Genomic DNA, 14,876 nt, shown 5'->3' on the forward strand with positions numbered 1-14,876 from the left:
GTTTCATTTAGTTTCTAGTAAAGTGAAATTGCCTTTTTCTGCTGAATAATAACTCTTTGTTCTTTGATCTTGTTTATATCTTTTTTCTTAAGTTTTCTGATTTCCGTAAATTTAGCACGAACCATAGAATAGCTTCCTTTATATCCTTGCTGTTTAATTTGTTCAAAAATTCGATGAGATGATAGGTTGTTTTCTATCCCTATAATGATTAAGTTAATATAACCATTTAAAAGTGTTGACCGGCGTTTTCTTTTAATTGTTGGCGGTTCCTTTAATTCAATATATTTCTTTACAGTATTACGGCTTAAATGGTTTGCTTTTGCAAGAGAACGGATAGATTGGCCAGTTTGGTGTTGTTTCTTTATTACTTGAATAAGTTCCCATTTCTTTTGCTGATTGGGTTTCATATCTATTTTTATTTCTTGAATTTCTTCCGCTTTTGATTCAGTTTCAGGTTGATTTGGAGGGTTAGAAAAATTTAAGATATATGACCATTGATGAGGTAGGATATGTTGGAGCGAAGCTAACATCCAACGATACAGAATTTGAATCAAATGAAATCGATCCATGATTTGTACCATTGGACGATTAACAGCATCTATACCTGCTCGATAAATATTAGATCCATCCCTTGTAACCAGCACAACTTCAGAATGCATAGTTAGCCAATCTGTTACAGAGGTCTTTGTTCGATTGGGAAGTACATCTATTGGTTGATGTGTATTTAAGTCGCAGATCAATGTTCCATAATTACTGCCTTTACGAAATGCAAAATCGTCAATGGCCACAAAAGGGAGAGGTATCTGCAATTTCAGTGACCGATGTATACTTTATCAAATCTAGTAAGTAATCATGGCTAGTGGGCATATGAAGACGTTGACATACTTTTTCAGCTTGTAAGCAACTCATAGAAAATGCAATCGTACGTAAGGTGTCTTCTAATCGTTTGGTTTTTCGGCGATAGGGACTCAGCCACGGCACTCTTTCTGTAAATATTTTAGTAGTACAATCAGTTTGATTACAAAACCATTTGTGTAATTGGATAATAAGTATGACTGCTTGACCACCTACAGGCAGATCATGAATAGTGCGAATATAAGTACTATGAGGGCGATGTGAAAGGTGACCACAATGAGGACAAGATGCTGATTTTGTTTCACGTTTCAATACAAACGTAAGTTGGTTTACTTCTTGATAACTAGATATAAATAGCAAATGCTCATCAAGTTGGTAAAGGATTTCAATCATGATAAATTCCTCCTTCCATCTCTAGTTTTATTATACTATAAAATTACTAGACTTGAGACTTCACCAACTTACCGTAAGAACCGTAAAAATTTCAACATTAATTTAGGTGTTTAGGAACACCACTACATTAAAATGTTTTCCCTCATCACTCAAGCCATGAGGAACACAGAAACAAAAATAATCTTGGGAGTAGGTGGAAATATTATACCTGCTCCCAAGATTATCAAATTATTTCGTATTTACAGAATATTTCACAGAGTAATCACAATAGCGAACTGTCACTGGTACTGTTCGCTAATAATTAGCCTAGAAATATGTAGATTCATGCTGGTTATTGACTAGTTTCGTTTGAAAACAAAACAACTTGTTGATGCATTTGGAAAAAGTCCTCAGTATTCACGTAAAATACTTAAAAATCCTAAGAAAAAAAAGCTAGTAAAGAAGATTGCTACATCGGATAGATATCCCAATTTACATTAAATACTAGTTAGTGGAGATAAAACCTCGATTAGTGGGCCTTGCATTTAATTTTGTAAGGGCTTTTTTATTAAATCTTAGTCCAAAGGATAATTATAGCTGCAATTTGACAGAATCTAATAGGAACTTGACGTAAGATGATAATAACTTGACAGGTACAAGTGAAATCTTTGAAGTGAGTAAGGTTCGGATAATAGACATAACTAACATACTGAACTTGACATGAACTAAGAATAACTTGACACGAACTAGTACATAGCTTAAAGCTAGTGATAACTATAACGAAATTTTCTATGATGTTTTAAGCTTATAGGGGGAGTATAAATGACCGAAAAATGGGTGAAAGAAAGCCCTGATTTTTTTAAGAAAAATAACCTAGAAGGTCTAATAGTTTTAAAAGCTAACAGTGATATAAAACAGGAATTTACAGAATATGCATTAATGTTTAAAGAGTCTGCACATCTTATTACTGAACATATTTTTAAAAAGGCGGATATTGGTAAATTGGACACATATTTTTTCTCGCTAGCATATCTCTACCGTCATAGCCTTGAGCTACTCCTAAAAGCAATAGGGTTTAAATACATTTTTGAAAATGAGTGCAGAAAAGGCTTTATAAAAGAAACGTTTCATAATTTATCATCACTTCTTGAAGCGGTACATCCACACATAGGAAATAATGTTATAAGAAATTGTGAGGCTTTTCAATGGCTTGAAACATTTCTGGAAGACCTGAATGATATTGACAAGGAATCGGATTCTTTTAGGTATCCTTTTGGAATAAAAATAGAAAGGGATCCCTTTGATAACCAAAAGCATTTTGGTATTAAAACATTCTATGAAAAGCAGACACATATCAACTTATTCGCCTTTGCTAATAAGATGGAGATAGCATTTGAAATTTTAGAGAGTTATTTGCTTGAGACGGATATAAAAAATGATTTGTTTAAAGAATATAAACCGATATTTTTAGAAGAAGGGGGAGATTATTATTACCAAAGTGTAATTGGCTATTCATATAATAAGGACAAATTTTACCCATATGTAAAAGCCTATACCGAATCAGCTGAGTATCTTTATGATTGTATGAGAAAAAATAGAAATCTTAATGGATTACTTTTTATTCCTATGTGTTATCTTTATAGAAACGCAATTGAGCTTTCAATGAAGGAGATCTTATTTGAAGAATGCTCATATAGCTTTCAAGATGCAGTAGGATTAATTAATGGTAAGAAACATAGTATTTTAGGTTTATGGAATTCGATAAAATCGGACATTATAAAGCACGCTCAGGCTCCAGAGGAAGATACGACTTTAGATAATGTAGAAAAGTATATTAATCAACTTCATAACATTGATGGACAAGCAGACAAATTTAGGTATCCTACAGATAAATACATGAATTTATATTTTAAAACATCTAAAAAATTTGATATAGAGAATGTAGCTAACTATTTTGGTGAATTAGCAACCTTTTTAAGTGGTGTATGTGCGATGATGTCTGCACATAATGAATGGTTAGCTGAAATGAAGGCTGAATATAGGGCCGATATGGAAACTTATTATGAAGAATACTAATAGAAGATTTATTGATGTATGTAGATGTAAACAAATTGCTAACTCGTGAATGGAGGTGTTTTACTTGTCAACAGTAGTTGATAAACTTAGTTTACTCGATAACGCTATAGATTCATTAAAGCATGGCTTAGCCCATATTATTGATCACGAGGTTAATGGGGATATTTCAGACATTAAACAAGGGATTATGAATTTGGTTAATGCTATTGACCTGTTCATATTGGAAAGAGTCAGACAGAAGGACGAAAGACTAATATACGAAAATGAGAAGCGTGATAAATACGGTATTGGCTATAGGCAAACAATTAAAGCGGAAAAAGCATATAGACTTATTAAAGGGGAAGTCGATCAAATTACGGAAGAAGAATTTAAGGCATATGATATTTTGAAGATACTCCGCAATGCAGCCACTCATTCCACATTTTCTTATGGTGAAGACAGTGAAGGTAATATTATATTTTTGATGCATTATATTGCTAGGTTTCTTGAAAATGAATTAGAGATAGATTTACAGGACTTAATTGAAGAAGATATGTTTAAATTTTATCATTATAAGATTCGTGACTTGGATTATGGAGAAGTTCTCCAAGAACGTATTTTTGCTGCAATTGAATCTGAAATTTCTATTCTTAATTTCATATCCGTAAAAGATGGTGGAACACCTGTAGTTGCTGAATGGTGCTGTCATGAGTGCGGGCGTGAGGGAATATCGTTAGATGAGGATCTTGCTCCATATGGAAACTGTGCATATTGTGGACATGAACATAGAATAGGGACTTGTGATGTGTGCGGGGTTCATTTCAATCTTGATTGGGAAGGTCAAGAGTATGGTGATGGTCTAACGCTATGTGAGTATCATTCGGATATGGATAACTTTGATTGATAGTATTGTAAATTATTTTTTCTAGACTAAAAACTGCTTTACATATGATCTTGCACTCAAATGTTCAAAATTAGCATAGAAAATTCAAAAGGTACACACAAAGATATCTTCTATATAAAACCTTCGAAAGAGAATTTGTAAAACTTTAAATAGTAGTATGAGTATTAATAACAAATTTCTTTTTATTTTATTTACTCTAAATCTAAAAGGCTGATCATTTTTTAAACCAACCTAAAGATAATTTCTTTTCGTACTATTTACATAGTGAAAATAGTGTTTTCGTAAATTTTACACAAAGGCCCATTCAATTCTTAAAATATAAGCGTTTCTTAACTAATATCGACCCCGACCACCGGTATCATTAGACCAAAATATGTTTAGTTAAAAAAGGACAATGCTCAGAAATGTTGATTTAACAATGTTTCTGAGCATTGTCCTTTTTATTAGTGCACGAAAAAAGCGATAAGATTTTATTTTATTACCACCAGCCGCAGATACATTGCTTCAAGAACAACTTACCTTCCAAGTAGGCAAGTTTATTAAAAGGTTGAGAACACTCGTGACTTCAGTCATGCAGATGAATCGACCGACTTCTTTGTAAAAACCATCTAGGTTTTCTATTGAAAAGGAACATTTGTTCCTGTATAATAAAGGTAAATGAATCTTAGTAGGAGGGTGTGTCCGGTGGGAATGAAAACCTATTTTAGTAACCGTATCTATAAAAATACATTACCGGATCCATTCGTAGATTCGATTGGACGCACCCTTCGTGTATTTAATCAGGCGAAACACTATGCATATTCAACGACTGTAAAAGAAGAGCGCTCCAAACAAAGCCACCGTGGCAACGATTCCATGCATGTGCATGTTAAAAAGAAGTTTTCTTTGAATGATTACTATGCCAATAGTGCAGTCCAAGAAGCAAAAGCTCTTCTTACATCACAAAAAGAGCTAACAGCTGTCTATCTTCAAAATAAAAAAGCTCAGATCACCGCAGTTAAAAAGAAAATCAAAACGACAAAAGCCAAACTAACCTCTTATCACAAACTCAAACAATCACTTATCAAGGGAACGGTGAAAATTCCAGGGAACCTTCGGAATGTCAAGAAATACAAAAATGTATGGGCTGTTCACTACAAAAAAGAGACGAACCTATTTTACCATGCTTATCACTTTGAACATCATTATGTTGATGTTGAAATCAAACATCTTCAAAATAAACTGGGGCGGTTGCAATTTAAAGTAAACCGTCTTGCTCAGGAGATGGACAAGCTGAAGTACGATATCCGTAGTGTGATCTTTGGCTCCCGTAAGTTATTTAAAGCTCAATTTACGAATCCCACTTATGCCGAGAATCACAAGCTTTGGGAAAAGGAATGGAAACGTTCTCGCTATTCTAAGATGACCATTTCCGGGCGGAAAGATGCTAAATATGGAAACTTTGTGTTCACCTACATTCCTGATACTCACCTTCTTTCGTTTCAAACCCCGTTTGGGGATTTGGTGCAAATGGAACAAGTGATGTTTCCATATGGACAAGAACAGGTTCAAAAGGCGATTCAAACCCAGGTAAACTGTTTGAATAAGAAAAAGGGTGGTCAACCGGTCGGATGGAGTTTGGAAGACCATGGAGATTATTACATCCTAAAGTGCCTGATACAAGTGCCCTCTTTTTCTAAGTCCAACTATAGTAAAGCCGATGGTGTGATTGGTGTGGATTGTAATGTCGACCATTTTGCCATTTCTAATATATCGAACACCGGTTGTTTGCAACACTCGTTTGTTCAAAAGTTTACGATAACAGATAAAACCTCAGAACAACTCACCAAGATCCTCGAAGCGGAAGCGATTGCTTTAGTGCATTATGCGGCACAGTGTCAAAAACCATTGGTATTGGAAAAATTAAATACTACCACATCCAAAGTGTCTAATCCTTACGGCAACCGAAAAGCTAATCAGCGGATGAGTCTCTTTGCCTACCGAAAAATGATAACGTCTATTAAAAACCGGGCGGAGAAATGTGGTGTTCACGTCTACGAAGTAAATCCAGCCTATACATCACAAATCGGAAAATTGAAATATATGAAACGTTTTGGTATATCCATTCATCAAGCGGCCAGTTACGTCATCGCTCGACGAGTGATGGGCTACAAAGAAAAGCTTCCACCAGTGTTGCATTCCCTTGTTCCGGAGAAGAAACAAGGTCTACATCACTGGGCGCAATGGAATGCGGTGCAACGTCTCCTACGTGATTATCCCAACTATTGGTTTAGTCATGTAGAGTTATCAGAGATTGTTAGGCTTCACCAAACCGGTGAACTCTCTACTCTTAGAATGCTTTCACAGATCCGAGAGGCGATAGGAAATCTGTCAATCACTGATAGCCGAAAATCCTTCTCCTAGTTGAGCGGGAGATGGTCACTCATAGGTGTCTTCTTTTTAGGAGAATCTCAGTACTTTAGTGCTGAGTAGTTCAATACACAAGAGCTGAGAAAATGGTGTATCGAATGAAGATTGATGGTACTCAAAAGCAAAAGCTTTATCAGTGAACACATAGATTTAGTCAGGTCTACGGAAAAAGTTGTGTAAGTAATATCTGACAATCTTCGCAAGGTAAGAAATACTGCTTGGATAGCCTCTGTAAACCCTGTAAGTCCTTCTACACAGAAAGGATTAACCATTTTTACCCATCTCGTTTTCAAATCATTCAACACACCTAACCAAAACTTACTACTTTCATTTTCGCCCACCCGAAATTTATCTTTTGAAGTTACTGAAGGATTTGCCGAACCTTAATTTCTATCAACAACCCGAAATTATTTGTGATGCGCACCGTAAAGGTGTGCTTATTTTTGATTTCGGGCTTACGACATTCCCTATTTTTATCCTTTACATAATACCTGACAGGGTATAAAATATGAGAGTAATATAATTTATTCTATTACAATTTGTTGCAGTAAATCGATATGAACGAAACCTAATTTGGTTTTTATTAAGAAAGATTTTTTACGTTGGTGGGTGTAAGATTTGTGAATGTACATGCACTAAAAAAAGGAGTGAAGCTAGATGCGGTATGATAAATCTGTCGTAAATCGTTTAAGACGTATTGAGGGTCAGATAAAGGGCGTTATAAATATGATTGAACAAAGTAAAGAATGTAAAGATGTGGTTACACAATTATCAGCATCACGAAATGCCATAGATCGTACGATTGGTTTAATTGTAAGCGTGAATCTAGAACAATGTGTACGTGCCAATATAGAAAAAGAAGAAGACACTGCTAATTTGGTAAAAGAAGCAGTAGAGTTATTAGTAAAAAGCAAATGAAAAAGTTCAACAATTTCTCTTTTTGAAGTAAGATTGGTGAACTTTTTTTAAGAAACATACCCAATATGGTTTAAAAATAAGATTTGGAGATGATTTACATGGATATGGTACAAATTATTATTCTTTTGTTTATCTCAGCATTTGTTTTACAACGATTTATCCCAACAAAAGGAGTTATGAATATTACAGTTCAAGAAGTAAAAGAAAAATTTAAGGATAAAAATGTTCAGTTTATCGATGTACGTACACCAGGTGAGTATATAGAAAACCATTGCAAACCATTTAAAAATATCCCTCTTTCTGATTTATCTAGTAAAACAAATCAATTAGTTCAAGATAAAGAGATTGTTGTGATTTGTCAAAGTGGGATGAGAAGCGCAAGAGCAGCAAAAATATTGAAAAAACAGGGCTTTGAAAAAATTTATAATGTAAAAGGCGGCATGAGTGCTTGGTACTTATAAAGGATGAAGATATTTGCAATACTAGTTACACTAGAAGAAATCACAATTACTGCAAGGCCAGTAAGACCAATATAAAGCCGACCCTCCAAGAGATCGGCTTTATTGTAATACCTTTTTTTAATTATTTTCAACTGGTGAAACTTGATAATCAGCTTTTTTTACTACATTAATAATAAATCCTATAAGTCCGCCAACAATCGCTGGCAAAATCCAGCCTAAACCTACCGAATACATTGGAAGAATAGTAGTAAATAAATCATTGATAACTTGTATCTTAATGCCAGCTGCATTTAATCCATCAAATATACTTACAATACCTGTTAATAAAATACTAATCTGGTACACTTCTTTTTTACCTTTAAATAGAGGGTGAAGGAATGTTAACACTAGTAAGCAAATTGCTAATGGATATAAAGTGACTAAAACTGGTACTGAGATGGAGATTAAAGTTGATAAACCAAAATTTGCGATGATTGTACTAAAAATCGTGAAAATGATGGCCCATTTTGTATAAGAGATACCTGGTACTAATTTATTGAAGTATGCTGCACATGACGTGATCAGGCCGATACTAGTGGTTAAACAAGCAGCAATTACAATAATAGAGAGTAAAGCATTTCCGTATGATCCAAAATAATGCGCGGAAACTGCTGCAAGAACGGCACCGCCATTATCTAACCTACCTATTTCTGAAACACTTGTTGCCCCCAAATATGCAAGAGAAGAATAGATGGCAGCGAGTAAACCGCCAGCAATAAGTGCAACCTTTAAACTAGAAGTCATAATTTCTTTTTTCGTAACTGCACCACTATTTTTCATTGTATTGATGATAATGATTCCAAAGACAAATGCAGCAAGTGCATCCATTGTTAAATATCCTTCTTGAAATCCTTTAAAAAAGGCATTATTTAGATAATGTTCAGTTGGAGCTTGAATTTCCCCCATTGGAGTAAGAAATACAGCAACAATAAGAACAGCAATGGATAATAGTAATATAGGTGTTAATACTTTTCCAACAACATCAACTAATTTAGAAGATTTTAATGAAAAGAATAATGTAACTACAAAAAAGATAATTGAAAAAATCAATAATGGAAGGAACCCTGCGTTTTCCCCTAAGAAAGGTTTTATTCCAATTTCATATGATACTGTAGCCGTTCTTGGGATTGCAAAAAGAGGGCCAATTGACAAATAAAGTGCACATGTAAAAAAGGTTCCATATATAGGATGAACTCTACTTGCTAGAGATTGCAAGTCACTCTTTCCAGAGAATCCTAATGCAAGTACGCCTAGGACTGGTAATCCGACCCCTGTTACGATAAACCCTGCATTTGCAGCCCATACGTTTTCCCCGGCCAATTGCCCAAGCATTACAGGGAATATTAAGTTACCAGCTCCAAAGAATAGAGCAAATAACATAAAGCCTACTGTAATGATGAAAGAGAATGATTTTCTTGATGACATATAATGACCTCCAGTAGTACGAAAATAATATTTAACTATTTTAATATTATAAGAGTAGTATAATTTTTATTTCTCTAGTAATAGTATTGATATTATTTTGTTAGAATATTTAATATTTTTCTGTGATTAGAATATACCACGGTTATTTTGTTTGTGCAATATATTTCTGAAAAATCGAATTATACAAAAATACCAATAACAATAATTTTCTGATAAATAGTTTCCGGTGTTTTTATATATTTCGTTTTGTAGAAGTGATTATATATAATAAGAATACTATATAAAGATAGTGATAAAAGAGTAATCATTAATTTGCTTTAAAATTTTCCAAAAACATGAGTTTAACAAAATTTACATTTTCTTAAACACCTATTCATTTGTAATTAACATTAAAACGGTATTGTAAAGTCATATTTGAGAAACTGATAATGTTAAAGGAGAATGATGGGTGAGTTTTAGTAGTATTCTTGTGCCAATTGCACTAGCAGCTTATTGTAATACTTTTAGTAGTGGAGATGTGACCAATCAATGTAACAGAGAAGCGATGGAGTTTGCAAAACAGCATAGCGAACTCAATTATTCAACAAATGAAGGTTATTTGGCATTCAAAGAACACTTTGAAATAATCCTTGATGAAATGGAAAGCGCTGCAGAGAAACCTAAAAAGGAAGAAACTACTTACCTTCCGACTAGTGACGACCTCTCTTATTTCCGCGAAATCGCCTTCTCAACTGAATACGGTGGGAAGCATGATTTACAAAGGTGGGAAGAAGATGAAGTAAGAATTAGACCAATGGGTAACCCTACTGAGGATGATTTGGCAGAGGTTCAAAAAGTAATAAATGAAATCAACCAAATTATTGAAGAAGATAAATTTAGACTTGTTGATTTTGATTCCATAGGGAACATAAATATCTATTTCATTCCTGAAAGTGAATTCAGCCAACATTTTGAAGGATATACAGGCCGTGAAAGTTATGGATATTTCCGATATGCTTCAGATGACAGTGAAAGAATCCTAATTGGTGAGATAGGTATAAACTCAAGCATTAGTAACCGTACCCATAGGAATAGTGTAATAAGAGAAGAACTAACTCAGATTTTAGGATTAGGTAATGATTCAACTAGATATTCAGACAGTATATTCTACCAATATGGAAATGAAATAACTGGGTATTCTGCTAGAGATATTGCTGTTATTAAGTTATTGCACTCTAATATGGTTAAAACTGGAATGAGTGAGTCAGAAGTGATAAATGTACTTACTAATAAGAAGTTTGCAGTTCGAAAATAACCTATAACAAATTCAGGAATACTACTTCAGTATAACAAGCAACTATTTCAAAATTTTTAACTATCGAGGCCAGATTAATTGAAACCTTGTTGAAATAAAGTAAAATAGAAAGGTACACAACTTGGACAGACATATATGTAAAGGAGAATTAAAAATGAGCAAGATCTATATCATACATGAAAATAGTGAATGGACTGTGCATCTAACAAAAAGATTAGAGGAATTAGGCTTGCCATATGAAGAATGGCATTTGGATGAAGGTTTGTTGGATTTGACAGAGCAGCCTCCAGAAGGCGTTTTTTATAACCGTATGAGCGCGTCTTCTCATACCCGAGGCCATCGTTTTGCACCTGAATTAGCAGACAATGTTCTTTCATGGTTGGAAAGGCATAATTGCAAAGTGTTTAATGGTACCAAGGCAATTAACCTTGAACTTAGTAAGGTGAAGCAATATAATGCGCTTGAAAAAGCGGGTATTCAAACACCAAAAACAATTGCTGCTGTCGGCAAAGAACAAATCATTCAAGCGGCTGAAAAAATTGGAACTGAATCTTTCATAACCAAACATAATCGGACTGGCAAAGGATTGGGTGTACAGTTATTTCATTCGATTGAAGCTTTAAAACAATATGTAAATAGCCCTGCCTTTGATGAGCCAATTGATGGAATCACATTGATTCAAGAATATATCAAATCACCAGACCAATCGATTACTCGTTGTGAATTTATTGGTGGTAAGTTTTTCTATGCTGTTCAAGTAGATACTTCTGGTGGTTTTGAATTATGTCCTGCGGATGCATGTAATATTGGAGATCTTTTTTGTCCAGTAGGTGAAGATGTTGAGCAAAAACCGAAATTCCAAATCATTGCTGATTTTAACGATCCGATCATTCAAAAATATGAAGCATTCCTGAAAGAACAGAATATTGCTGTAGCTGGGATTGAATTTATCAGAAATGAAAATGGCAGCCTATACACATATGATATTAATACGAACACAAATTACAATAGCGAGGCTGAAACAGCGGCTGGAAAATTTGGAATGTTACAATTGGCTAAGTTTTTAGGTGCTGAATTAGCGAAACAGCAGGCTGAAGCTGTTAATGTAAATTAAATTTACTTGATTTTGCCCACTGGTCAACTAGAGGCTCAGTTCCAATTCCTATAGGTAGGGATTGCGATTTGAGCCTCTTTTCATTTTCAAACGTCGAAAAAAGCTGGCAAGTTCTGTCTGTTATTGACGGACGGATTTTATTGTAATAGCTAGTCCTATATGGTTTAATTAAGAACGTTGATATATTATAGATTAATGTTAAAAAAATGCGTTTTACTAGAATTAAATGAATGGAGGGTAAGATATAAGGAGTCTATTGGTCAATTTTTCTCTTAAATCACATATGCCGTATTTGCTTTTAAATTCAAAAAAATAATTATGAGGTGTTTAATAAAAAATGGTTATTCAAAATTTAGTTAATACAAAACAATATTTTGTAAATGAAACAAAAATGAACTATTACGTGGTTTATGAGAAATTTGAAAAAATAAAGGCATTCTTTAGGGATCGGTACATTGAAGAATGGAATGCGGGAACGGAAGAACTTATACATATTTTTTACGGCAATTGTAAATCTGATTCTGTAAAATCTTTGCATAGTTACCGACTTAATCAAGAGGAGATGTCAATTGAAGATACACTCAAGGTAATAAAAGAAGAACATAAAGAAATTTTCAAGTAATGTTGCCTTTACACGGCGGGGTTGAATCCCTTCTAACCATTATTTAATAGGAGTATCCTTTTAACAATTATTGGGGCATCCAATAGTCGAAAAATCGACTTATTGGACTGCCCTTTTGTGTTTTGAAAAGCATTATTGGGATGAAATAGGAATGCCAACATATTCATGATTACAGAAGTGATTTAATAGTGGTGAATATTAAAATACCAATCATAATTTGTGTCAAACCATAATATCTTGAATATGAGAGGTGATTCATATTTCATATTCAGATGAATATAAAAACAGTAAAATAAAAGCCCCTCTTACGAAAAGAGGAAGTAAAACAAGACAAAAACTATTGGCGGCTGCTGAAAAGATTTTTGGTGAAACAGGTTATTTTCAAGCTTCCATTGTTGATATTACAAAAGAAGCATCGGTTGCACAGGGAACATTTTATATTTACTTCCCGTCCAAGTATGATATTTTTCAAGAATTGATTATGCAGATGAGCAAGGATTTTCGGAGCAAAATAAAGGGTGAAATTGGCGAGGTCAAAGACTATCAACAAATCTTACGGATAGGATTTCAAACGTTTTTTTCTTGGGTTAAGGAGCATCGGAACCTTTATAGTATATTGCAACAAGCACTGCTTGTGGATGAAAATTTATATCGTAGCTATTACCGAAGATTGGCTGAAGGTCATGTAAGGGAATTAAAGAAAGGTATAAAAAATGGTAGTTTGAAGGATTATGATTTGGAGACCATTGCTTATTGTTTAATGGGAATTAGCCAGTTCATCGGGATGCGATGGGTTTATTGGGAGAATGCGGATGTACCAGAACATGTTTTCGAAGATGTTATGGGAATGATCTTCAATGGATTAAGTGCAAAGGAGTGAAAAGAATTGCATGGAATCAATTATTGTATTGATAAAAGAGCACAAATTACTCCAAATAAAATTGCCCTAATTGGTGAAAATGAACAGGTTACTTATAAACAAATGTCTGAGAATATTAATCAAATAGCGCTATGCCTAAAAGAAAAATTTTCTATACGAAAAGGTGACCGAATCGGTTTGTTACTCCCTAATGGGGTTGATTATATGATGATTTTGTTTGCGGCTGCGAAGATTGGCAGTATTATAGTACCACTCAATACTCGTTTATCATCCACCGAGCTATCATTTCAAATGACAGATAGTCAAACTACAATGTTAATCATTGGTAAAGAATTTGAGGATTTAGGAACACAAATTATTAATCAAACAAATATCTCTTCTGTACTATGGCTTGACAGCGGTATAAAGTCTTTTCTAGAGCAGGTTCAACCATACCCTAAAGAGGGAGTTTCAGTCCAAGAAGCAGATGGAGATTCTTCATTTATGATCTGTTATACATCCGGGACAACTGGCCGCCCAAAGGGTGCTGTTTTAACCCAAGAGAACATGTTTTGGAATGTATTAAACAATCAGTTAGCATTAGATATTACTTCGAACGATGTCACCATTACACTACTCCCATTATTTCATATTGGCGGGATTGGGCTGTTTTCACTGCCAGTCTTATTAATGGGTGGAACCGTTATTATTCCTTCTAAATTTGACCCTACTCAAGTTTTGAAATTAATAGAGCAATATCGTGTCACGCTTGTAATGGGTGTTCCAACAATTCATGATTCAATTCGTAAAAACAATAATTTTAATACTACGGATTTTTCATCTATACGATGGTTTTATAGCGGTGGAGCTCCATGCCCACTGGAACTTATATCATTTTTTCATGATATAGGGTTACCGTTTGGTCAGGGATATGGTATGACAGAAACTTCACCAACGGTGTTTATGCAAACGAAGGAAAATTACCTGCACACTACAGGCTCAATCGGGAAAGCCGCTATGTTTACAGATATTAGAGTTGTTAATTCTATAGGTCAGGACGTAGGCTGTGAAGAGGTAGGGGAACTTTGGGTAAAAGGTCCAAATGTCTTTAAAGAATATTGGAATCTTCCAAAGGAAACGGCTGATTCATTCAGGGATGGATGGTTTTTGACAGGGGATCTAGTGAAAAAGGATAAAAATGGCTTTGTTTATATTGCGGGTAGAAAAAAAGAAATGGTTATTTCAGGTGGCGAGAATATTTATCCTTTAGAAATAGAGCAGATTATCATGGCGTTGAATCAAGTACTCGAGGCAGCAGTTATCGGTGTCATCGATGAAACATGGGGGGAGGTTCCAATCGCAATAATTGCATTAAATAATGGATCAACATTAACAGAAAAAGAAATTCAAGCCCACTGTAAAAAATATTTGGCAAAATATAAAGTTCCTAAACAAATTCATTTTGTAAGCGTTTTACCGAAGAACGCAACAGGTAAGATTGATAAATCATTGCTTAAAAAACAATATACAAGTAGAAGGGGTTGACTTT

13 protein-coding genes and 1 pseudogene are annotated in these 14,876 nt (G+C 34.3%); 10 read left to right on the forward strand and 4 right to left on the reverse strand.

All coding sequences use genetic code 11. The features are described 5' to 3' along the window. Window positions 1-14: 14 nt before the first annotated feature. Together ACNQFZ_RS21400 and ACNQFZ_RS21405 are read right to left on the reverse strand one after the other, a co-directional pair. Complete coding sequence (locus ACNQFZ_RS21400) at window positions 15-788, reverse strand: transposase (protein ID WP_458413291.1); 774 nt, start codon at window positions 786-788, stop codon at window positions 15-17. Then, a complete protein-coding gene (locus tag ACNQFZ_RS21405; protein ID WP_458413292.1) occupies window positions 778-1,248 on the reverse strand; it encodes a transposase family protein in 471 nt (156 codons plus the stop codon). The genes ACNQFZ_RS21400 and ACNQFZ_RS21405 overlap by 11 nt, the downstream gene beginning before the upstream one ends. 801 nt (window positions 1,249-2,049) lie before the next feature. Between ACNQFZ_RS21405 and ACNQFZ_RS21410 the strand changes: the two genes are divergently transcribed. The 3 genes from ACNQFZ_RS21410 to ACNQFZ_RS21420 all read left to right on the forward strand — a co-directional run bounded on the left by ACNQFZ_RS21410 (window position 2,050) and on the right by ACNQFZ_RS21420 (window position 6,589). Continuing rightward, entirely contained in the window at window positions 2,050-3,303 is a 1,254-nt protein-coding gene (locus ACNQFZ_RS21410) for a hypothetical protein (protein WP_458413293.1), read from the forward strand. A gap of 64 nt (window positions 3,304-3,367) precedes the next feature. Beyond that, window positions 3,368-4,186, forward strand: coding sequence for a hypothetical protein (locus ACNQFZ_RS21415; protein WP_458413294.1), 819 nt, complete (start codon window positions 3,368-3,370; stop codon window positions 4,184-4,186). A gap of 690 nt (window positions 4,187-4,876) precedes the next feature. Continuing rightward, window positions 4,877-6,589 (forward strand): IS200/IS605 family accessory protein TnpB-related protein, encoded by a 1,713-nt coding sequence (locus tag ACNQFZ_RS21420; protein WP_458415474.1) that lies wholly within the window; start codon window positions 4,877-4,879, stop codon window positions 6,587-6,589. Window positions 6,590-6,804: 215 nt separating this feature from the next. On the opposite strand, the pseudogene ACNQFZ_RS21425 reads toward ACNQFZ_RS21420, so the two are convergent. Continuing rightward, window positions 6,805-6,936: pseudogene (locus ACNQFZ_RS21425) on the reverse strand (transposase); the annotation flags it as partial. Between the two features lie 316 nt (window positions 6,937-7,252). On the opposite strand from ACNQFZ_RS21425, the gene ACNQFZ_RS21430 reads away from it, so the two are divergent. Continuing rightward, on the forward strand, window positions 7,253-7,513 hold the full coding sequence (locus ACNQFZ_RS21430) for a metal-sensitive transcriptional regulator (RefSeq protein WP_458413295.1): 261 nt from the start codon (window positions 7,253-7,255) through the stop codon (window positions 7,511-7,513). Window positions 7,514-7,611: 98 nt separating this feature from the next. After that, entirely contained in the window at window positions 7,612-7,974 is a 363-nt protein-coding gene (locus tag ACNQFZ_RS21435) for a rhodanese-like domain-containing protein (RefSeq protein ID WP_458413296.1), read from the forward strand. Between the two features lie 117 nt (window positions 7,975-8,091). Here ACNQFZ_RS21435 and brnQ read toward each other — a convergent pair whose 3' ends face one another. Beyond that, window positions 8,092-9,438: a branched-chain amino acid transport system II carrier protein gene (gene brnQ / locus ACNQFZ_RS21440; RefSeq protein WP_458413297.1), complete on the reverse strand. Its 1,347-nt coding sequence runs from the start codon at window positions 9,436-9,438 to the stop codon at window positions 8,092-8,094. Window positions 9,439-9,886: 448 nt separating this feature from the next. Between brnQ and ACNQFZ_RS21445 the strand changes: the two genes are divergently transcribed. The 5 genes from ACNQFZ_RS21445 (at window position 9,887) to ACNQFZ_RS21465 (ending at window position 14,872) form a co-directional block, all read left to right on the forward strand. Next, window positions 9,887-10,732 (forward strand): DUF2927 domain-containing protein, encoded by an 846-nt coding sequence (locus tag ACNQFZ_RS21445; RefSeq protein WP_458413298.1) that lies wholly within the window; start codon window positions 9,887-9,889, stop codon window positions 10,730-10,732. Between the two features lie 154 nt (window positions 10,733-10,886). After that, the gene (locus ACNQFZ_RS21450; RefSeq protein ID WP_458413299.1) at window positions 10,887-11,846 is read left to right on the forward strand and encodes an ATP-grasp domain-containing protein; all 960 of its coding nucleotides are present in this window, start codon (window positions 10,887-10,889) and stop codon (window positions 11,844-11,846) included. A gap of 337 nt (window positions 11,847-12,183) precedes the next feature. Continuing rightward, window positions 12,184-12,468, forward strand: coding sequence for a hypothetical protein (locus ACNQFZ_RS21455; protein ID WP_458413300.1), 285 nt, complete (start codon window positions 12,184-12,186; stop codon window positions 12,466-12,468). Between the two features lie 250 nt (window positions 12,469-12,718). Beyond that, window positions 12,719-13,348: a TetR/AcrR family transcriptional regulator gene (locus tag ACNQFZ_RS21460; RefSeq protein WP_458413301.1), complete on the forward strand. Its 630-nt coding sequence runs from the start codon at window positions 12,719-12,721 to the stop codon at window positions 13,346-13,348. Window positions 13,349-13,354: 6 nt separating this feature from the next. Continuing rightward, window positions 13,355-14,872, forward strand: coding sequence for a long-chain-fatty-acid--CoA ligase (locus ACNQFZ_RS21465; RefSeq protein ID WP_458413302.1), 1,518 nt, complete (start codon window positions 13,355-13,357; stop codon window positions 14,870-14,872). The last annotated feature ends 4 nt before the right edge of the window (window positions 14,873-14,876 follow it).

This window comes from Schinkia acidoalkalinis (assembly GCF_054301215.1).